This window comes from Diaphorobacter sp. MNS-0 (assembly GCF_019602835.1).
GTDB classification, from domain to species: domain Bacteria; phylum Pseudomonadota; class Gammaproteobacteria; order Burkholderiales; family Burkholderiaceae_C; genus Diaphorobacter; species Diaphorobacter nitroreducens.
The window spans coordinates 3,555,356-3,574,817 of the sequence record NZ_CP080761.1 but is presented as its reverse complement, the minus strand read 5'-3'; the positions used below and the strand labels follow the sequence as shown (position 1 = coordinate 3,574,817).

The window sequence follows — 19,462 nt, the reverse complement described above, 5'->3', positions numbered from 1 at the left end:
GGCCGCAGCCGCGCGCTTGTCGCGGCTGCGACCGGCGGCGCGCTAGGCGGCAAGCGCCGCCCGCGCCTGCGCCGCCGTGGGCAGCAGGCGGCGCTGCTGCAACTGGCCGAACCATTTGCGGAACATGTCCTCGGTGTCCATGCACGCATGAAAGCCCGCCTGGCGGATCTTCACCGAACTCATGATCACCGGCGGCAGCGGGGCGGCCCTGCCGTGGTTCATCTGGAAGTCGGCGTACGCTGCGCCCTGGCCGATGAAGGCGGTCAGATCGCGCGGCGCCGCCAGCTGGTACTTGTCCACCAGGCGTTCCCACGCGGGCTGCTGGTCGGCCAGCGCGGTGGCCAGCGACTGGGGCTCGGGCTCGCCCACGGGCATGCCCAGTGCGCCGGCAATGGTGGGCCAGACGTTCTGCCAGACGAACACGTCGCCGTTTTCCAGGTTGAAGGTCTCGTTGCGTGCGTTGGGCGCCTGCGCAGCCCAGGCGCAGGCCTGGGCGATCAGGTCGGCGTCGATGGCTTGGTTCACGCGCGCCGGGCCGCCGGGGTAGGCCAGCGGCAGGCCCTGTTCATGGCGCAGCCAGGCATAGACGCCGATGGCCGGGATGGGGTTCATGTTGCTGCCCGCCGCGTCGCCGAACACGATGCGCGGGCGCATGATGGTGAAGTGCCACGGGCCCTTGGCCTGGCGCTCGCGCAGGAAGTCCTCCTGCAGCCAGTAGAAGTTCTCGTGGGGGTCGCGCGGCCAGCGTTCGCGTGCGGGCACGGCGATTTGCGGGTGGATGTGCACGCCGTAGGCCTTGCCGCCCTGCATGATGGTCACATGGCGCAGCGCACCGCCCGGGCGGTCCAGCGGCTCGACCACGTTGCGCAGCATTTGCAGGTTGATGCGCATCTGCTCCTGGTCGCGCCAGCCGCCCACGAGGCCCCCGGGCTGCTCGTACACGGCGGCATAGACCACATGGGTGATGTCGTCCCGTGCGCCCAGCGCAGCCTGGCAGGCCGCCGCGTCCTGCAGGTCCAGCTGCAGCGCGGTGGCGCCCGCGGGCAGGGCGATGGCGCGGCGCGCCACGCCCACGGCGCGCCAGCCGGGCAGGGCGGCGAAGTGGCGCAGGCAGGCCTGGCCCACGACGCCGGTGGCGCCCACGACGAGTACGGTGTTCGTCATTTCTTCACCATGGGGCACTTGGACTGCGACAGGGGCAGGAAGGCCTTGTCGCCGGGCACGGTGGCCACGAGCTTGTAGTAATCCCACGGGTACTTGGACTCGGCCTGCGACTTGACCTCGAACAGGTACATGTCGTGCACCATGCGGCCGTCCTCGCGGATGCGGCCGTTCTTGGCGAAGAAGTCGTTGATGGGCGTGGCCTTCATCTTGGCCATGACCTGGGCCGTGTCGTCGGTCTTGGCGGCCTGCACGGCCTTCAGGTAATGCATGGTCGAGGAATAGGCGCCCGCCTGGCTCATGTTGGGCATCTTCTTCATCTTCTCGAAGTAGCGCTTGGACCAGGCGCGCGTCTCGTCATTCATGTCCCAGTAGAAGCCCTCGGTCAGCATCAGGCCGCCGGCGGTGCGCAGGCCGATGGCGTGGATGTCGTTGATGTACATGAGCAGGCCGGCCAGGGTCTGTTTGTTCTTGCCCGTGGTCAGGCCGAACTCGCGCGCGGCCTTGATGGTGTTCACCGTATCGCCCCCCGCGTTGGCCAGGCCGACGACCTGGGCCTTGCTGTTCTGCGCGCTGATCAGGAACGAGGCGAAGTCGGTCGCAGCGATCGGGTGGCGGGCCGCGCCCAGCACCTTGCCGCCCTGGGCCGTGACCACGGCGCTGGCCTGCTCCTGCAGGCTGTGGCCGAAGGCGTAGGGCCTGTTCACACTATTTTTGCCAGATGCGTTGCGATCAAAAAGGGCCAGGCGCAAGGCGCCAAACGAAGCTGGGGTGCTACCCCAGCGAGGCTTGGCAACGCCGCGAATGGCCCTTTTTGATCGCAACCCGGAGGGAACGGAGTGAAAACCGCGCCATTCGTCGTTGCCCTCCTAGCCAAGGCCCCGGCCTTGGCGTCGTCACGCGCCTAGATTGGCGCGGTTTTCACGCCATTCGCACTGGCAAAAATAGTGTGAACAGGCCCTAGTCGGCGGTGATGAAGAACCAGTCCTTTCCGCCGCGTGCGGTGATGGCGCTGGCCGTTACGTTGGCCAGGGCGTAGGTGTCGTACACGTAGTGCACGGTGCTGGGCATGCACAGGTCGCCCGTGAGGCGGTCCAGGCCGGGGCCGTTGAAGATGACGACCTTCTGCTTTTGCTTGGCCACCTCCAGCACCGCCAGCGCCGGCGCGGAGACGGCCACGTCCATGATGGCGTCCACCTTGCCGGTATCGAACCACTCGCGCGCCTTGCTGGAGGCGATGTCGGCCTTGTTCTGGTGATCGGCCACCACCAGTTCGATCTTCTTGCCCGCTACCTTGCCGCCGAAGTCGTCGATGGCCATCTGGATGGCGGCGGCGCTGCCGGGGCCGGTGATGTCGGCAAACGGGCCGTTCAGGTCGGTGAGGATGCCCAGGCGCACCACGTCGTCAGAAATTGCCGTGCCCTGGGCGGTGACGGTGGCCGTGGCGGCCAGCAGGACAAGGCCCGTGCACAGCGCGCGGCAGGCGCGGGTCAGGGGACGCGGAGTGAGGTGGACGGGGCGGTTCATGGTTGTCTCCTTCGTTGGTGTGTGTTTGGGGAATCACAGGGTGGCAATGGGGGTCACGGGCGAGCCCACGGCGCCCGGCAGGCGCAGCGGTGGCGCGGTGAGCAGGAAGCGGGTGCGCCCGAGGGCGTGCAGGTGGTCGGCCAGTTCCTTCAGGTACCACAGCTCGCCCAGCGGCAGGCCCAGCTTGAACAGGCAGTGCTCGTGCAGCGGCAGCACGGGGTAGGGCGCACCGTCCTCGGGCACGCGGCGTGGCGGGTGGCGCTCCACGGCGTAGTTGTCGGCGATCAGCGCGGCGATGCCGCTGTCGGTGATCCACTGCAGCAGCTTTTCGTCGCCGCCGTCCAGCGCGGCGCAGCTGTGGTGCAGGCGGTGCGCGTCGGGCTGGCGCTGCATGGACAGCACCAGCTCGGCAAAGCCGGTGCGCAGCAGCAGCATGTCGCCGGGCTCCACGCTGGCGCCGCTGCGCTCCATGGCACGCATGAGGTCGTCGTAGCCGATGTCGCGGAAGTCGGTGCCGTAGGCGCGCTCCAGGTCCACCAGCACGCCGCGCCCCTGCATGCCCTTCACGGCCAGGTGCTCCACGCCCAGCGCGCGGGCCACGCTCTCGTCCGGCGCGCGGCCGGCGCAGCACACGGGCTGGTAACGCGCCGCCGCGCCGTCGCCGTCGCGCGCGGGGATGCCATGGTCCTGCGGACCCAGGATGTGCTCGTGGCCGCGGTAGCCGTTGTAGTACACCGTGCGCGGCTGGCCATCGCCGTCGGGGTCGAACAGCGCGCCCACATGCGCCAGCGAGTCCCATTGCGTGGAGTACTGCAACGACAGCAGCACCTGGTCGTCGCTGACCACGTCGGTGGCGCCGGGGTACACATGGCCCAGCGGAAAGTTGACGTACGGAATGCCTTCGCGCCGCGTGGGGCGCAGTTGGGGCGGCAGGCGGCGCGCGTTCAGCACGTTGCCGCCGGGGTAGTCCAGCGGCAGCGACAGGCACAGGCTGATGCCCTCGCGCACTTCCTGCACGCCCTTGCGCACCTGCTCCGGGCCTATCAGGTTGGTGCGGCCCAACTGGTCGTCGGGCCCGAAGTCACCCCAGTTGGAGCCGGCGGGGCGTTGTCTCCATCGCATATTGGTGTCTCCAGCGCCGCGGATGGGTGCGGCTTGGAAGCAATGGTGTTGGCGCAGGCAGGGCTGCGTCAAACACCGCGATGAAAGTTTTGTTGGTTGAAATCACCCGCCGGGAAAACCCTGGCGTTCTCCGGCCGGCCTCGTGCGGCGTGTTTTGCAGGTCGAAACCCGCAGTCACTGCCCCAGCAGTACCCGGGCGAACAACGCCGCATCCACATTCCCGCCCGTGAGCGGCAGGCCTACGCACTGGCCGCGCAGGGCTTCGCGCTCCTGCAGCGCGGCAGCCAGTGCCGCCGCGCCCGCGCCCTCGGCCACGTTGTGGGTGTCCGTGAACAGCGCGCGCATGGCGGCAGCCACTGCGTCATCGTTGACCTGCACCACCCGGTCCAGTTCAGGCAGCAGCACGGCCAATGCGTCCGGGTCGGCCATGCGCACCGCCAGGCCGTCGGCGATCTGCGCGCTGACGGGCGACGCCACCACATGGCCCGCGGCGAACGAGTCGGCATAGGTGGTGGCGTGGCAGCTCACCACGCCCACCAGGCGCACTCCATGTCCCAATGCCCGCTTGGCCGCCACGGCAGCGCAGGCGCCGGAACCCAGGCCGATGGGCACATAGGCCACATCCATGTGCGGCACGGCGCGCAGGAATTCCCACCAGTAGGTGGCCACGCCGCGCACCAGGTCGGGGTGGTAGCTGGGCACCATGTGGGCGCCGCGTTCGGCGGCCAGTTGCAGGGCGTGCTCGCGGGCGGCCTGGAAGTCGTCGCCGTGCTCCACCAGGTTCACACCCAGTGCGCGCATGGCCGCGTTCTTCTCCACCGAATTGCCGTGCGGCACGACGATGGTGCAGGCCACGCCATGGCGTCGCGCGGCCCAGCCGATGCTCTGGCCGTGGTTGCCGCGCGTGGCGCTGATGACCTCGTGCGGCAGCTCACCCCGCTGCGCCAGCTGGTCGAAGTACGTCAGGCCGCCGCGGATCTTGAACGCGCCCACCGGGTTGTGGTTCTCGTGCTTGAGCCAGCACTCCGTGCCGAGGCGCTCGCCCAGCAGGCCCCAGCGGTACTGCGGCGTGGGCTGGAACGCCTGGTAGACGGTGCGTGCCGCGGCTTCGATGTCGGCCAGCGTGGGCAGCGGTGCTGCGGCGCGCGTCACAGCCGCGCCTCGCCGCGCACGCAGGTGACGGAGTGGCCGCCCACCCAGATCTGCGGGCCGTCCTGCTGCACATGCACGCGCCCGGCGCGGCCCAGCGCCGTACCCTGGCTGGCCACATAGCGGCTGGGCGCCAGGCCCGCGCCGATGAGCCATTGCGCCAGCGCCGCGTTCAGGCTGCCGGTGACCGGGTCTTCCGCCAGACCGTTGTTGCCCGGGAAGAAGGCGCGCACCTCGAACGCGATGCCCTCGGCATCGCTGGCACCCACCACGCCGACCTTGCCGCGCGGCCCCACCACGCCCACGTCCAACCCGGCCAGTACCGCGCCGTCGGGCCGCAGTCCGAGTACCTGCTCGGCCGAGCGCAGCATCACGCCGCGCCAGTTGGGGCCGTTGTCGCACCAGGCATGCGCCACGATGTCGTCCCGCGCCACGCCCAGGCCGCGTGCGATGAGCTGCACGTCGTCTTCGGCCAGCGGGCCGCTCTTGACGAGCGGGGGCGCGGCAAAGGCAAGCTGCTCGCCGTCGCGCCGCAGCGTGACCAGCCCCACGCCGCATTCCTGCACGATGCGCCCCGTGGCGCGCGGCTGGCCGCCGGCCTGCAGCCAGGCGTGGCAGGTGCCCAGCGTGGGGTGGCCGGCAAAGGGCAGCTCGCGCCCAGGGCAGAAGATGCGCACGCGGTAGTCCGCGCCGGCCGCATGACCCTCGGGCGTCGGCGGCAGCACGAAGGTGGCCTCGGACAGGTTGGTCCAGTTGGTGAACCGCTGCATCTCCTCGGTGGACAGGCCCTCGCCGTCCAGCACCACGGCCAGCGGGTTGCCGCGGTAGGGCGTAGCGGTGAAGACATCGACTTGCTGGAACGGGCGCAGGCGCATGGAACGGCTCCGGTGGTGGTGATAGAGGATGGGGCGGGCATGCGGCGGCGGCACCTGCGCGTGCGCAGGGCTGCAGCCACCTTCCCGCGCGGGAAGGTCAGGGTTTGAAGGGCGTCAGGCCGCTTCGCGGATGGCGGCGGCCAGCGCGGCAATCGCGGTGCGGATCTGGCCCTGTGACGCCGTCACGAAGGACAGGCGCAGCGTGCGGTCGTCCGGCTGGTCGGCGTAGAAGGCCGCGCCGGGCACGAAGGCCACGTTGCGCTCCACCGCGCGCGGCAGCAGTTGCAGCGCGCTCATGCCTTCGGGCAGGCGCAGCCACAGGAACATGCCGCCGTCGGGGCGGTTCCAGGTCACGCCCAGGCCCTGCATCTCCTGCTCCAGCGCGGCCACCATGGCCTGACACTGCTCCTTGTAGAGCTGGCGGATGGTGGGCACGTGGCGGTCCAGGAAGCCGTTCTTGATGACCTCGGACACCAGGCGCTGGTTGAAGCTGGGCGTGTGCAGGTCGGCCGCCTGCTTGGCCTGCAGCAGCTTGGGGTACATCTGGCGCGGCGCGACGACGTAGCCCAGGCGCAGGCCGGGGGCCAGCACCTTGGAGAACGAACCCATGTAGATGCAGCCCTCGGGGTTGCGCGCCGTCAGGGGTTTGGGGGGCGCCTGGTCAAACCACAGGTCGCCATAGGGGTTGTCTTCCACCAGCGGCAGGTTCAGCGCGGCGGCCTGGGCCACCAGGGCCTCGCGGCGGGCTTCGCTCATGGTGCGGCCCGTGGGGTTCTGGAAGTTGGGCAGCACGTACAGGAAGCGCGCCTTGTCCGCGCCGCTGCCCACCTTGGCGGCCAGGTCATCGACCAGCACGCCCTCGTCGTCGCTGGCCACCGCCACCACCTGCGGCTCCATGGGCGCGAAGGCCTGCAGCGCGCCCAGGTAGGTGGGTGTTTCCACCAGCACGCGGCTGCCCGCGTCGATGAGCACCTTGCCGATCAGGTCCAGCGCCTGCTGCGATCCGGTGGTGATCAGCACCTGGTCGGGGTGCACGTCCCAGGGCAGGAATGCGGCAATGGCCTCGCGCAGCGGGGTATAGCCCTCACTGGCCGCGTACTGCAGCGCCGATGCGCCGTCGGTGGCCAGCACGGACGCGGCCGCGGCGGCAAAGGATTCGATCGGGAAGGTCTTGGGCGAGGGCAGCCCGCCGGCCAGGCTGATGATGCCGGGCTTCTCGGTCACCTTCAGGATTTCCCGGATCACCGAGGGGTTCATCTTTTCGGCGCGTGCGGCCAGGGTCCAGTTCGTCATTCGTTTATCTCCAATGGCGCGCTGCTGCGCGCCGTCTATCCACTCAGAAATGCCGTTGTGCGGCGGTGTGCGGCCCTGCGGGTGGGGCAGCGCGCGCAGCATACGGCAACGGCGCACCGCCCGAGGGGCGCGGCGCCGGGTCCAGGGTTTTCACGGGGCGGCGGTTCACCGGCGCACCGGCATGCGCCGCCCCAGGGCCACGGTGGCCAGCACTGCCAGGCCAAACGACACGCTCACCGCGTCCAGCGACTCGCCCAGCAGCGGCACGGCAAACAGCATGCTCATGAACGGCTGGGCCAGTTGCACCTGGCTCACCCGCACCGTGCCGCCCAGGGCCAGGCCGCGGTACCAGGCGAAGAAGCCCAGCCACATCGAAAACACCGCCACGTAGGCAAAGCCGGCCCAGGCGGCGGCAGGCACCGCCGCCTGTGGCCATGCCAGCCAGGCCAGCGGCAGCGATACGGGCAGCGACAGCACCAGGGCCCAGCAGATCACCGCATCGGCGCGCATGTGCTGCGCCAGCCGCCCGCCCCAGGCGTAGCCCACGGCGGCGCAGGCCACGGCGGCCATCAGCAGCAGATCGGCCGGATGCAGCGACAGGCCCTGCCGGCCCGAGCGCAGCACCGCGAACACCACCACCAGCGCCGAGCCCAGCAGCGCGCAGGCCCAGAACGCGGCAGACGGTCGCTGGCGGTGCAGCAGCGCGCCCACGGTGGCGGTCGCCAGCGGCAGCAGGCCGATGATCACGGCCGCGTGCACGGCGCCCACGTAGCGCATGGCGATGGAGGTGAGCAGCGGAAAGCCGAACACCACGCCCAGCGCCGTCACGGCCAGCGGCCACCAGTCGCCGCGCTGCGGCAATGGCGCGCGCTGCCACAGCAGCAGCGCGGCCGACAGCAGCCCGGCCACTGCCGCGCGGCCCATGGCCAGGAACAGGCCGGACATCAGCGGTGCCTCGGGCGTGCCGACGGCCAGGCGCGTCATGGGCAGGGTGAGCGCGAAGATCGCCACGCCCAGCAAGCCCAGCAGCAGGCCGCGTGATTCCGAATCACCCCCTGAGTCGCTTCGCGCCTTCCCCCTCCAGGGGGACGCCGCCGGTGGCCTGGCCAAGCCAGCTCCACGGCGTCCGCTGGCTTGGCCTGCTCCGCGGCCTTTCGACCAATGAGGATGCGCCGGTCTCATGCGGCCACCATCCACAGCGCCGTGGCCAGCAGCACGACGGCCATCGCGCGGTTGAACCACAGCAGGCGCTGCCCGTGGGCCAGCCAGTGGCGCAGCAGCGCGCCGGTGGCCGCATAGGTGAAGTTGCTGGTCAGTGCGAAGAAGGCCATTGCCGGCAGCACCACGGCCATGCGCTGCAGGCTGTCGTCGCGCCCGATCACCCAGCCGGCCACGATGGTCAGTGCCAGCAGCCAGGCCTTGATGTTCACGAACTGCAGCGCCACGCCCTGCCAGAAGCCCACCGACAGGCGTGCCGCATCGGCCTCGGACAGGCGGCCCGTGTTCGACAGCTTGAACGCGAGCCACAGCAGGTAGCCGATGCCCAGGGCCTTGATGGCCCAGCGCAGCGCCGGCACCGCCACCACCACCGCGCCCAGCCCGGCGGCGCACAGCACCAGCAGCAGGCTCCAGCCCACGGGCACCGCCACCACGAAGCGCATGGCGGCGGGCAGGCCGCGGTTGGCGGCCAGCGCGGTGGACAGGGTGGTGTTGGGCCCGGGGGTAAAGCTCATGGCAGTGGCCAGCACCAGCAGGGCGGTGAATTCAACCAGGGGCATGGGTGGGGTCCATCGTTGGGAATGAAGTTATGCGATGCACTGTAGGGGCAAAGTCCATTACAGTACCAATACAGTCAAACCCCACAATTTCATGCACTGTATCGGCAATTGCATTGGCACAGTGCCGGCTCAGGAAACGCCTCCATGCTGACCCGCACCCCCGACCGCACCCTGACCGAACAGCTCGCCGAGCGCTTTGCCGAGCGCATCCGCGCGCGGCTGCTGCCCGCGGGCGCGCGCCTGCCGTCGGTGCGCGAATGCGCGCGCCAGCAGGGCGTGAGCCCCTACACCGTGGTGGCAGCCTACGACAAGCTACTGGCCCAGGGGCTGGTGGAGGCCCGGCGCCAGCGTGGTTTCTTCGTGCGCGATTTTGTGCAAAAACAAGCTCCGACGCCCGATGGGCAAGCGCTGACAGCTCCTACAAAAGGAGCAAAAAATGTGTCGCCGCTGACCGGTGTCGGCATGCGCCTGTCGGGCTCGCACATCAACGCCACGGCGCTGATCCGCGGCATGTTCCACCAGGCGTCGAGCAAGCCCCAGCCCGGTGCGGGCGTGCTGCCCATCGGCTGGCTGGACGAGGCGCGCTTCATGGGCGCCGCGGTGCGCAAGATCACCGGCAGCAGCGCGCTGCGCGACGGCTCCCTGAGCTACGGCGAGCCCATGGGCGAGCCCGCGCTGCGCGAGGCGCTGGCGCGGCGCATGGCCGACATCAACATCCACGCCCAGCCCGATCAGATCATGACCACCGTGGGCGCCACGCAGGCGCTGGACATCGTGAGCCGCACGCTGCTCAAGGCGGGCGACCCGGTGATGGTGGAGGAGCCCGGCTGGTCGGTGGAGTTCGCGCGCCTGGACGCGCTGGGAATGCGCGTGCTGCCCGTGCCGCGCGGCCCCGAGGGGCCGGACCTCGCCGTCATGGCGCGCTACTGCGAGCTGCATGCGCCCAAGCTGTTCGTGAGCGTGAGCGTGCTGCACAACCCCACGGGCTACAGCCTGTCGCCGGGCAGCGCGCACCAGGTGCTGCAGCTGGCGCAGCAGCACAACTTCCACGTGGTCGAGGACGACACCTACGGCCACATCGCCGCCGACCACGCCACGCGCCTGACGGCGCTGGACGGGCTGCGCCGCACCATCTACGTGAGCGGCTTCGCCAAGATCTTGGCGCCCAACTGGCGCGTGGGCTACCTGGCCGCGCCGCCCGACCTGGTGGAGCGGCTGCTGGACACCAAGCTGCTGTCCACGCTGACCACGCCCTCGCTGCTGGAAAAGGCCCTCGCGCTGTGCATCGAGCAGGGCCAGCTACGCCGCCATGCCGACCGCATGCGGCTGCGCCTGGCGCAGGCCCGCGCGCGCAGCGTGCAACTGGCGCTGGAGGCGGGCTGCAGCTTTGCCGCCGAGCCCGCGGGCATGTTCGGTTGGGTGGAAACCGGCGTGGACACCGACATGCTGGCCCAGCGCATGCTGGACGAGGGCTACCTCATCGCGCCCGGCGCGCTGTTCCACGCCACGCGCCGCCCCTGCACGCTGATGCGCATCAACTTCTGCACCACGCAGGACCCGGCGTTCTGGCGCACGTGGAAGAGAGTGGTCCAATCGGGCTGAAGCGCTTGATGGGCAAGCGCAAGCAGCTCTCTTTTACGTAGCGCTGGCGTCAACGCCGCGGCGGCGTGAGCCCCAAGGCGGTGTTCACCTTGTCCAGGTTGTCCACGTGTGCCTGCAGCATCTCTTGCAGCCCGGCGCGGATGCCCGCATCGTCCACCAGCGGCAGCAGTTCACGCAGCTTCTTGGCCACCCAGCCCTGGCCGCGGTTGAGGAAGGCCAGGCGCTCGCGCAGGTCGGGCACGGCCATGGCCTTGTCGTAGAAGTCGCCCGTGCGGCTGCCGGGCGTGCCCTCTAGCGTGCGGATGGCGCGCATCAGCATGCCGCACCACTTCACTTCGTCGCGGTGGATGGCGTCGATCAGCGCGCGCAGCGCTTCGTCCTCGGTTTCGGTGCGGCTGCGCAGCGCCACGCGCGCGCCGGCGCGCTCGGCCTCCAGCAGCTCGTCCAGCCGCGCGATGAGTGGGGCGTGGCGCTCGCGCTCCGCATCCCCCGCGTAGCACACGGGGGACGCCACGGCCACGGGCGTGTCGTTCAGCAGCCGCAGGTGTGCGGTGGCCTCCGCGGCGATGCGGCGCAGCCGCTCGCCCGCGGGTTCGATGGCCGTGATGCGCCCCACACCCTGGCCGGCGTACAGCGCCATGGCCTCGAAGTCGCCGGTCATGGAGCGCAGCGGCGAGTCGGTGCTGAACAGGTAGATGGGCCGGCCTTCCTCGTCGCCGATCACCGTGCGTGGGATGTCGCTTGTGGCGGGGAACGGGTCGCCGCGCTCGCGCCGCGTGACGCTGTTGGCCAGCACACGCACCGCGGCGTGGGGCGGCCAGTTGATGTGGAAGTCCTCGGTCAGCACGGTGTCGCCGGCCTGCGCGGCCACCAGCCGCTGCTTGTGCGCGTCGTGGGCGAAGGACTCGTGCGTGGCCATCAAGGCGGTCCCCAGCACCGCGGCCTGCGCGCCCTGGGCCAGTACGCGCGCCACACCCTGCCCATCGGCCAGGCCGCCCGCGGCGGCCACGGGGACGCTGGCCATCGCCAGTACCTCGGACAACAGCTCGGCCAGCGGCTGGCGCCCGCGCACATGGCCGCCGGCCTCCACGCCCTGCGCGATGAGCGCCTGCGCGCCCGCCTCTTGCGCCTGCAGCGCCTCGGCGGCGGAGCCGATCTGGTGCACCACGGTGATGCCCGCTGCGCGCAGCCGCGCGATCACGCCGGCATCCACGTCCCAGAACAGGCTGACCACGGGCACCTGCAGCGCGATGAGCAGGTCCACCTGCGCGCGCAGCAGGGGCGCGGGCGTGGCCGCGGGGATCAGGTTCACGCCGAAGGGCAAGGCCGTGCGCTGGCGCACCTGCGCCACCTCGCGCTCGATCAGCGCCAGCGGCTCGCGCACCATGCCCAGGAAGCCGAACCCGCCGGCCTCGGTCACCGCAGCCACCAGTTCGCTGCGCGACACGCCGCCCATGCCCGCGAGCACCAGCGGCAGGCGGCAGCCCAGCAGGCGGCACAGGGGGGTGGCGGGCGGGGCGTCGTGCATGGAGTTCTCCTGTGGGCTGGCGGCTATGGAAGAGCCGGCCATCATGCGTCCTGCACCACGCACGGCGCAAAGGCCATGCCGGCGCCATGGATGGAGTGCGCTATGAAAAAACTAGCTGCTTGCGCTGTCCAGGAAAGGGTTGCGCGGTGTTTTTGCTCAAAACGCCGGGGTGCCGCGCCGTCACGCGCCGGAGAACACCCCCAGCCCCGCGAGCATGACCAGCAGGATCAGCACCGGCGTGACCCAGCGCAGCAGCAGGCTCACGACGCGGGCCAGCCCCTGGTTGCCCAACTGCCCGTGGTTGGAGAGTTGCGCCGCGAATGCGCGCTCGCCCCAGGCCCAGCCGACGAAGAGCGCGATGGCGATGCCCCCCGCGGGCAGCAGCAGGTTGGACGAGAGGTAGTCCGCCCAGTCGAACAGGGTGCGCCCGCCCGGCTGGAAGGCGGCCAGCGTGCTCTGGCTCAGGGCGCAGCCCGCGCCCAGCAGCCCCAGGATCAGCAGCGTGAGCAGCGTGGCCCGGGGCCGGCTCAGGCCCCAGCGCTCGTGCAGGATGACGACCGGCACCTCCATCAGGGAGAGCATGGCGCCGGTCGCGGCGATGGCGGTGAGGAGGAAGAACGCCGCCAGCAGCACCGAGCCACCCGGCATCTGCGCGAACACCGCGGGGATCGTGATGAACACCAGGGATGGCCCCGCCGACGGCTGGAAGCCGAAGCTGAACACCGCGGGGAAGATCGCCATGCCCGCCAGCAGCGACACCGACAGGTCGGCCAGCATCACGCGCGTGGCGGTGGCCGGGATGTTCTGCTCGGCGGTGAAGTAGCTGCCGTAGGTCATCATCGTGCCCATGCCGATGGACAGCTTGAAGAACGCCAGGCCCATGGCGGTCAGCACCACCGCGGGCGTGATCTTGTGCCACTCGGGCGCGAACAGGAACGACAGCGCCTGGCCCGCGCCGGGCAGCGTCAGGCTGTAGCCGCCCAGCAGCACCAGCAGCAGGAACAGCAGCGGCATCAGCCGTTTGGTGGCGCCTCGATGCCGCGGGTGACGCCCAGCAGCAGGATGCCGCCGATGAAGGCCAGCACCACCCACTGCCACAGCAGCGCCTGCACCGGGTCCCGCACCAGGGCGTCGAAGCTGGCCTGCGTCTGCACCGGGTCGCTGGACAGCAGGCTGCCCGACAGGGCCTTGGCCACGTAGGCGAACACCCAGGCGACGACCTCGGAATAGAACGCCATGATCAGGAACGCCGCCGCCATGCCTGCCACGCCGATCAGCCACCACGGCGCGCCGCGGGGCTGCAACTGGCGCAGCGCAGAGATGGGATTGGCGCGCGCCTGGCGGCCGATGGCGATCTCGGCCACCATGAGCGGCAGGCCGATGAACAGCGTCGAGAGCAGGTAGATCAGCAGAAAGCCCGCGCCGCCGTTGGCCCCGGTGAGCGAGGGGAACTTCCAGATGTTGCCCAGCCCGACGGCGGAACCCAGCGTGGCGGCGAGCACGCCCAGGCTGGAGGAGAAGGCGCCGCGGCTGGTGGCTGCGTGGGCGCGGGAGGCGCCGGTGCTTGAAGGGCCGGATTTGCTCATGATTTGATAGTGGTCTGCGCGCCTGGATTGTGCGCTACGGCCCAAAAACACCACGGGCCGTGAGTCGCCATCAGTGCGCGTGCGGGCGCTCCACCACCAGCTCGGACAGCACGCGCAGCAGCGCGCGGTTGACGTATTCCAGCTCCAGCTCATGCGTCTCGCACAGCTGCCGGATGGCGCCCGCGTCGTCGCTCTCCAGCGCGCAGGCCATCTCCAGGCTGGGGGCGTAGGGGCCGGTGCGCAGCACTGCGGCGTCGTACACCCGCTCGGACAGCGGCACGCGGCGCAGGATGGTGCCCAGAGGCTCGCGCAGCACCTCGTCCAGCTGCGAGAACAGTCCGCTCAGGTACACCTCGCGGCGCAGGTCTTTGCCCACGCCAGCGTCCAGCAGGTGCTCGGTCAGGCGCGCGCGCAGCACCATGCTGGCGCGGATGGGGCGCAGATCGGGTTCGGTGGCAGCGTGCGGCAACTGGTCGGCCAGCCAGCGCCCCAGCGAGCCGTAGCCCATCATCACCAGACCGCGGCGCAGCGAATCCACGCCGGTGGACAGGCCGAGCGCAGCGGAGTTGGTGTAGACCATGAAGCGGTAGGCCAGCAGCGGATCCTCGCCCAGGATCTGCTCGAAGCGGTCGATGGACTGCTCGTCGTCGATGGCCTTCATGAGCTTGAGCACCACCTCGTGCGCGGGCTGGGGCTGGCGATGGCGCAGGCTGTAGAGCACGTCCTCCACGGGCCAGCCGGCCACGGCCAGCGCGCCGCCTTCGTCCAGGCAGTGCGTGAGCAGCGCGCGGCTGGCCACGTTGTCATACACCTGTCCGGCGATCAGCGGACTGCGCTGGCCGGCGGCACGGGGGCTGGCATCGCTGCGCCCCGCAGCGGCGGCCTGCAGGGCCTGCACGGCATCGCTGCTGGACAGGTGCAGCAGGCTGTTGTCGAACAGCCGCGCGGTGTCGGCGTCGGGCAGGTGGTCCAGCTCGCCGCGCCACACCAGGCGCAGGCCGCGGGCGTGGGCCTGGCGCGCGCGCTCGCGGATCGCGGGCACGTCCAGCCAGGCCTGGGGCACTTCGATCCAGGGCGCGCCGCGAGGGGCGTGCTCCAGCAGGTCCACCAGCAGCTGCTGCGAGCGAGCGGACAGCAGCAGCGGCGGCGAGCTGGAGGTCCACAGTTCCTGGATGGTGCGCAGCAGGTGCGGCGCATCCACCAGGGTGGCGCCCTCGCTGTGAACGTACAGCTGGATGCCGGCCAGCCGGCGCGCGGCATTCCAGAGGGGCCGGTAGCCCAGCACCAGGCTGCCAAGAACGGATTGGACCATGGGGTAGAAGTGTGGTCAGAGCGGGATGCGGGCCATTGTCACGCCAGTCGCGCGGGCGCGCACGTGGCGAAACCCTGCGTGCGCGGCGTCAGCTGATGAAATTGAAGAGCGACAGGCGCTGCACCTGCGCGTAGGACTTGAGCGCGGCCTCGTAGCCCACGCTGGCGTTCTGGAAGTCCGAGATACCCTGCACCATGTCGAGGTCCTCCGCGCGCGAGCGGTCGGCTTCGAGCTGGATCGAGCGCTTGTCCTGGTCGCCGGTGATGCGGTCGGCGCGGTTGAGCAGCTCGCCCGCATAGCCGCGCATGTTGTGCAGGCGTTCCATGCCGGCGTCGATGTTGGCCAGGGCCTGGCCGACGGCCTGGGCGGCGGCGTTGTTGTTGGCCGCGCCGCCGATGTCGCGGATGGCGCTGTCGATGGCGCTGGCGATGCCGGGGCTGGCGGAGAGCGTCACGGTGTCGCCCGGCGCAGGGGAGAACACCAGGTTGTTCGGCGGGAGTTTGACCGGGTCCTTGGTGGGCGTGGCGCTGATGTTGAACTTGAGCGTGGCGCCGCCGGGGGCGTCGATGCTGATGGGGATGATGGTTAGCTGGTCGGCCTTCAGCCCCTTGACGGTATGCTGGGGAAGCGGGGCGGGGAAGTTGGGGTTGGTGCTATTGATCTCGTAGGTCGCGTCGTAGGTGCCGTCGTAGGTGCCGTCGGGGTTCTTATTCAGCGTCACGCCGGTGAAGGCGACGGTATAGGTATAGGGGGTGGCCGGGGGCGCGGGCGGCACGGTCGGCGCGGGCTGCTGCAGCAGGTGAGCGTTGGTGACCCGCACGGCGTCGGTGGCGAAGCGGCGCCCGTCCTGGGGGTAGGCCGGGTCGGCGCTGGAAATGGCGGCGTTGTAGATGCCGTCGCGCTGAGGGTCGAACATCAGTGCCGCGTGCCCGTCCACGGTGGTGGGAATCGACGTGCCGCCGCTGGCCGCCTGGCCGGGCAGGCCGGCGAACAGGTAGTCGGGGTTGCTCAGCAGCGGGCCGGTGAAGGGCTCCAGCGCACTGCCCAGCGCGCCCAGCAGCGGCACGCCGTTGGTGTCCTTGCGGTTGATCACCTGCGTGAGCTGCTCGCGCAGGCTCTGGATCTGGTTGGCGTAGGTCTTGCGGTCCTCGGGCTTGAGCGCGCCGCCACCGGCGGCCACGACCAGCTGGCGAATCTCCTGCACCAGGCCCACGGCGTCGCCCAGGGTGGATTCGGCCTGGGCGATGGCGTTGCGCTGCACGTCCAGCGCGCGTTGCTCGGTCTGGATGCGGCTGATGCGCGTGAGCGCACGCTCGGCCTGTGCGGCGGCCACGGGGTCGTCGCTGGGCCGCACCACGCGCTTGCCCGCGGTGAGGTTCTCCTGCAGGTCCACCAGGGTCTTTTGCCGCGCGCTCAGGTTGCGCAGCGTGGCGTCGTACATGTTGGCGGTGCTGACGCGATAGAAAGAGCTGCTCATGGCGGTTCCTTTCAGCGGCCCATGGACTGGATCAGGTTGTCGAAAATGTTCTGCGCGATCTGCAGCATCTTGGCCGAGGCCTGGTAGGCCTGCTGGTATTGGATGAGCCGCGCGGCCTCCTCGTCCAGGTTCACACCGGAGACGGCCGTGCGGCTGGCTTCCAGATTGCTGGCGATGGAGTCCGAGAGCTTGGCCGCGTACTGGGCGCTCTGCGTGCGCGTGCCCACCTGGGCCATCAGCCCGGCGTAGCCGTCGGACAGCGTGGACTCGTCGAACATCTTCACGTCGCGCAGCGCCATGAGGGCCGATGCGTTGCCGGCGTTGCGGGTGTACCAGTCGCCACTGAGCTTGGCATCCCCAACGGTTACCGTGTCCCCGTCCTTGGGGGTGCCCTGCAGAGTGATGGACCAGCCGTCGATCCGAATCGGCTCTCCTGGCACATAGGGAACGACGGTCGTACCCGGGGTGTAGGGTGCTGGCGGAGGAAGGTTCAGCGGCTGGTCATTGGTACCCGTGATGACAAATCCTGAGGGTGGCGCGTCGCGGTACGTGAGCTGCACCCCTCCAGCGGGTGGGAGATTGAGCACGCCAGTGGCAACCACCTTGCCTGCAGTCGCATCCCAATGCTGGCCAGTGGCCTTCAGTTCCGCCAGTTGCAGCGAGCCCGCGTTGGAGGTGCCCATGGCCGAACTGATGGGGTTTGCCGCAGCCAGCTCGCGCGGCGAGTACACCAGTGCCTGTATGTTGGCCGCGGCGCTGGCAAAGGGCTTGAATAGCACGCGCTCGTTGACGGCGCCCGCGGTGCTGAACTTGAAGGTTAGCCCGTCCATTTGTGTGCCCGCTGAGGCCATCAGATTCGCTACGTTGATGGTCTTGCCGTCGGATAGCCGAATGATTTGCCCTGGAACCTCGCCAGTGGGAGTGGGCCCCCCCGTAAACCGCACCTCGTAGTCCGATGCGGCGAACTCGGAAGTGCCCAAAGGCGTTTGAAAATCGATGAATCCTTGTGCCGTTCCGCTGGTATAGCCCGGCGCCTTATCGGGTTCGGAGAACAGTGGCTTGCCGGCCTGTCCGTCCAGTGTCAGGCCCATGCCCTGTTGGTAGTTCATCGTCCGGCCGATGGCCAGCGCCATGCGCCCCAGCAGGTTGCGGCCCTCGGCCAGGTCCTGGTTGGCAAAGCGCAGCAGGCCGGCCACTTCGCCGCCGCCCAGCATGCCCTCGTTCAACTCCACGGGCGCGCCGCCCGCGGGCTTGAAGAACAGCTGCGTGAGCTGGCTCCCCGGGAACTGCTGGGATTCCGCCACCAGCACCTCGCTGGCCTTGTCGCCCAGCACCAGCGCCTGGCTGCCGCCCACGAACACGCCCACCGTGCCATCGTCGGCTGGGATCTGCGTGGTCTGGATGAACTGGTTGAGTTCGCGGATTAGCTGGTCGCGCTTGTCCAGCAGGTCGTTGGGAGTCTGGCCGTTGCCCTTCACGCGGGCGATCTGCTCGTTCACGTCGGCGATGCTCTTGGCCAGCGAATTGATGCGCGTGGCGTCGTTCTGCAACTGTTCATTGACCGAATAGGCGATCTCGTGCAGCTGCTCCGCACTGCTGCGCATGCGCGCGGCCATCTCGTCCATGCGCGTGAGCGTGACGGTGCGCGCCGTGATGTCGGTCGGCGAGGACACCACGTCGGCCAGCGAGTTCAGCATGTCGGTGATGGCGGCGCCCAGGCCGCTGGTGCCCCCTTGGAACACGTCCTGCAGCTGCCCCAGGCGCTCGGCGCGCACCGTGTCGCCCGCCTGCACCGCCTGTGCGGCCGCGGCCTGGCGCGTCAGCAGCTCGCTGTGGTTGCGCAGGATGGTGGCCACCTGCACGCCGTTGCCGATGTAGCCCGAGCCGGTGAACTGGCCCTGCACCGTCTCCATGGCCACGTTCTGGCGTGAGTAGCCGGCCGTGCTGACGTTGGCGATGTTGTGCCCGGTGGTCTGCAAGGCGACCTGGTTGGCGAGGAGGGCGCGGGCGCCGACGTTCAGAAGACTCATGGTTCAGTGCGTTGGTTCTTATGGGTTCAGGCCTGCGTGCCGGATGCCTGGGCCAGCACGGGCGCGCTGGGGGTGCGCGCCACGCCCAGCGTGCTCTGGATGGCGCGGCTGAGCTTGGCGGCGTATTGCGGATCGGTGGCGTAGCCGGCCTTCTGCAGCTCCGTGGCGTAGGCGACGGCGGAATGGGTCTTCTCGCGCGCCTTTTCGTAGCGCGGGTTGTCGTTGATCAGGCGTGCGTAGTCGCGGAACGACTCCTCGAACGAGTCGTAGGCGCGGAACTTGGCGACCACCTTGCGCGGCGCGCCATTGATGTATTCGGTGGTGGTCACCTCGGCCACCTTGCCGGTCCAGCCCTTGCCGGCCTTGATGCCGAACAGGTTGAAGGAGTTGCTGCCGTCCTTGTGGCGGATCTCGCCCTTGCCCCAGCCCGTCTCGTGCCCGGCCTGGCCCAGCATGAAGCTGGCGGGGATGCCGCTGCTGCGCGCCACGCGCTCGGCCGCGGCGCGGTGGTGCTGCACGAAGTCGTCACGTCCCTTGGGCGACGCGGCACGCGGATTGTCGGCAGGCGCGGCCTTGCGCAGCGCGACGTCCATGCTCAGCGTGGAGCCCGGCACCAGCGTGGTCTGGCCGTCGCCGCCCAACTGGCGCGAGAGCTGGCGCTGGATGGCCTCGGCCAGCCCGCCGGGCTGACCCGCCATCTGCACCGACAGCTGCTGGTCGAACAGGTCGCTGGCCAGGTTGCCCTCGGCGCCCTCCAGCAGGCCGGACTTCATGGTGGCCTCGCGCATGCTCTTGATGAGCTCGCGCATGAACAGGGATTCGAGCTGCTTGGCCGCCTCCAGCGTGGCGTCCTTGGTGGCCTGGGCGTCGCCCTGGCTGGCTTGCGCCTTGAGGCTGTTGAGTGCGCGGCCGTCCACGGCCAGCGCCTGGCGTGCGGACGTTGCGCCTGCATTGGGGAGCGAAAGGCTCATGTCCACCTCCCGCCGCGCCGCACGCGGCATGGGCCTTGGATGGAAGCGGCG

At 69.9% G+C, this 19,462-nt stretch carries 13 protein-coding genes and 3 pseudogenes; 1 reads left to right on the top strand and 15 read right to left on the bottom strand.

The annotated features are described in order from the left end of the window. Positions 1-42 precede the first annotated feature (42 nt). The 9 genes and pseudogenes from K2L43_RS16945 to K2L43_RS16905 all read right to left on the bottom strand — a co-directional run bounded on the left by K2L43_RS16945 (position 43) and on the right by K2L43_RS16905 (position 8,905). Complete coding sequence (locus tag K2L43_RS16945) at positions 43-1,164, bottom strand: SDR family oxidoreductase (protein ID WP_220638079.1); 1,122 nt, start codon at positions 1,162-1,164, stop codon at positions 43-45. Further along, positions 1,161-1,856 (bottom strand): annotated as a pseudogene (locus K2L43_RS16940) (ABC transporter substrate-binding protein); the annotation flags it as partial. The pseudogene K2L43_RS16940 and the gene K2L43_RS16945, both read right to left, overlap by 4 nt. Positions 1,857-2,124: 268 nt before the next feature. Beyond that, a pseudogene (locus K2L43_RS16935) lies at positions 2,125-2,688 on the bottom strand (ABC transporter substrate-binding protein); the annotation flags it as partial. Positions 2,689-2,721: 33 nt separating this feature from the next. Further along, positions 2,722-3,810, bottom strand: coding sequence for a cyclase family protein (locus tag K2L43_RS16930; protein ID WP_220638078.1), 1,089 nt, complete (start codon positions 3,808-3,810; stop codon positions 2,722-2,724). 174 nt (positions 3,811-3,984) lie between these two features. Continuing rightward, on the bottom strand, positions 3,985-4,962 hold the full coding sequence (locus tag K2L43_RS16925; protein ID WP_220638077.1) for a threonine dehydratase: 978 nt from the start codon (positions 4,960-4,962) through the stop codon (positions 3,985-3,987). Then, a complete protein-coding gene (locus K2L43_RS16920) occupies positions 4,959-5,834 on the bottom strand; it encodes a PhzF family phenazine biosynthesis protein (RefSeq protein ID WP_220638076.1) in 876 nt (291 codons plus the stop codon). The genes K2L43_RS16925 and K2L43_RS16920 overlap by 4 nt, the downstream gene beginning before the upstream one ends. Before the next feature lie 114 nt (positions 5,835-5,948). Further along, positions 5,949-7,127 carry a PLP-dependent aminotransferase family protein gene (locus tag K2L43_RS16915; protein WP_220638075.1) on the bottom strand — a complete coding sequence of 393 codons (1,179 nt, stop codon included), beginning with the start codon at positions 7,125-7,127 and terminating at the stop codon, positions 5,949-5,951. A gap of 165 nt (positions 7,128-7,292) precedes the next feature. After that, positions 7,293-8,237, bottom strand: coding sequence for a DMT family transporter (locus K2L43_RS16910; RefSeq protein ID WP_220638074.1), 945 nt, complete (start codon positions 8,235-8,237; stop codon positions 7,293-7,295). Between the two features lie 68 nt (positions 8,238-8,305). Continuing rightward, positions 8,306-8,905 (bottom strand): LysE family translocator, encoded by a 600-nt coding sequence (locus tag K2L43_RS16905; protein WP_011806930.1) that lies wholly within the window; start codon positions 8,903-8,905, stop codon positions 8,306-8,308. A 144-nt stretch (positions 8,906-9,049) separates the two neighbouring features. Between K2L43_RS16905 and K2L43_RS16900 the strand changes: the two genes are divergently transcribed. Continuing rightward, positions 9,050-10,507, top strand: a complete 1,458-nt coding sequence (locus K2L43_RS16900) for a PLP-dependent aminotransferase family protein (protein WP_220638073.1) — start codon at positions 9,050-9,052, stop codon at positions 10,505-10,507. Between the two features lie 49 nt (positions 10,508-10,556). Here the strand turns inward: K2L43_RS16900 and K2L43_RS16895 are convergent, their stop codons facing one another. The 6 genes and pseudogenes from K2L43_RS16895 to flgJ form a co-directional block, all read right to left on the bottom strand. Continuing rightward, positions 10,557-12,035 (bottom strand): nitronate monooxygenase, encoded by a 1,479-nt coding sequence (locus K2L43_RS16895; RefSeq protein WP_220638072.1) that lies wholly within the window; start codon positions 12,033-12,035, stop codon positions 10,557-10,559. A gap of 180 nt (positions 12,036-12,215) precedes the next feature. Then, positions 12,216-13,621: pseudogene (locus K2L43_RS16890) on the bottom strand (sodium-dependent transporter). A 70-nt stretch (positions 13,622-13,691) separates the two neighbouring features. Next, positions 13,692-14,933 (bottom strand): HDOD domain-containing protein, encoded by a 1,242-nt coding sequence (locus K2L43_RS16885; protein ID WP_103738062.1) that lies wholly within the window; start codon positions 14,931-14,933, stop codon positions 13,692-13,694. Between the two features lie 88 nt (positions 14,934-15,021). Beyond that, positions 15,022-16,410, bottom strand: coding sequence for a flagellar hook-associated protein 3 (locus tag K2L43_RS16880; RefSeq protein ID WP_220638071.1), 1,389 nt, complete (start codon positions 16,408-16,410; stop codon positions 15,022-15,024). 11 nt (positions 16,411-16,421) lie between these two features. Then, the gene (flgK, locus tag K2L43_RS16875; protein WP_220638070.1) at positions 16,422-18,440 is read right to left on the bottom strand and encodes a flagellar hook-associated protein FlgK; all 2,019 of its coding nucleotides are present in this window, start codon (positions 18,438-18,440) and stop codon (positions 16,422-16,424) included. A gap of 26 nt (positions 18,441-18,466) precedes the next feature. Further along, complete coding sequence (flgJ, locus tag K2L43_RS16870; protein ID WP_088888657.1) at positions 18,467-19,411, bottom strand: flagellar assembly peptidoglycan hydrolase FlgJ; 945 nt, start codon at positions 19,409-19,411, stop codon at positions 18,467-18,469. Between the last annotated feature and the right edge of the window lie 51 nt (positions 19,412-19,462).

Bases quoted from the DNA above. Each gene is read 5' to 3' on its own strand.
- flgJ (WP_088888657.1), bottom strand. From the start codon at position 19,411: ATGAGCCTTTCGCTCCCCAATGCAGGCGCAACGTCCGCACGCCAGGCG.
- K2L43_RS16920 (WP_220638076.1), bottom strand. From the start codon at position 5,834: ATGCGCCTGCGCCCGTTCCAGCAAGTCGATGTCTTCACCGCTACGCCC.
- K2L43_RS16930 (WP_220638078.1), bottom strand. From the start codon at position 3,810: ATGCGATGGAGACAACGCCCCGCCGGCTCCAACTGGGGTGACTTCGGG.
- K2L43_RS16915 (WP_220638075.1), bottom strand. From the start codon at position 7,127: ATGACGAACTGGACCCTGGCCGCACGCGCCGAAAAGATGAACCCCTCG.
- flgK (WP_220638070.1), bottom strand. From the start codon at position 18,440: ATGAGTCTTCTGAACGTCGGCGCCCGCGCCCTCCTCGCCAACCAGGTC.
- K2L43_RS16945 (WP_220638079.1), bottom strand. From the start codon at position 1,164: ATGACGAACACCGTACTCGTCGTGGGCGCCACCGGCGTCGTGGGCCAG.
- K2L43_RS16900 (WP_220638073.1), top strand. From the start codon at position 9,050: ATGCTGACCCGCACCCCCGACCGCACCCTGACCGAACAGCTCGCCGAG.
- K2L43_RS16905 (WP_011806930.1), bottom strand. From the start codon at position 8,905: ATGCCCCTGGTTGAATTCACCGCCCTGCTGGTGCTGGCCACTGCCATG.
- K2L43_RS16880 (WP_220638071.1), bottom strand. From the start codon at position 16,410: ATGAGCAGCTCTTTCTATCGCGTCAGCACCGCCAACATGTACGACGCC.
- K2L43_RS16885 (WP_103738062.1), bottom strand. From the start codon at position 14,933: ATGGTCCAATCCGTTCTTGGCAGCCTGGTGCTGGGCTACCGGCCCCTC.
- K2L43_RS16895 (WP_220638072.1), bottom strand. From the start codon at position 12,035: ATGCACGACGCCCCGCCCGCCACCCCCCTGTGCCGCCTGCTGGGCTGC.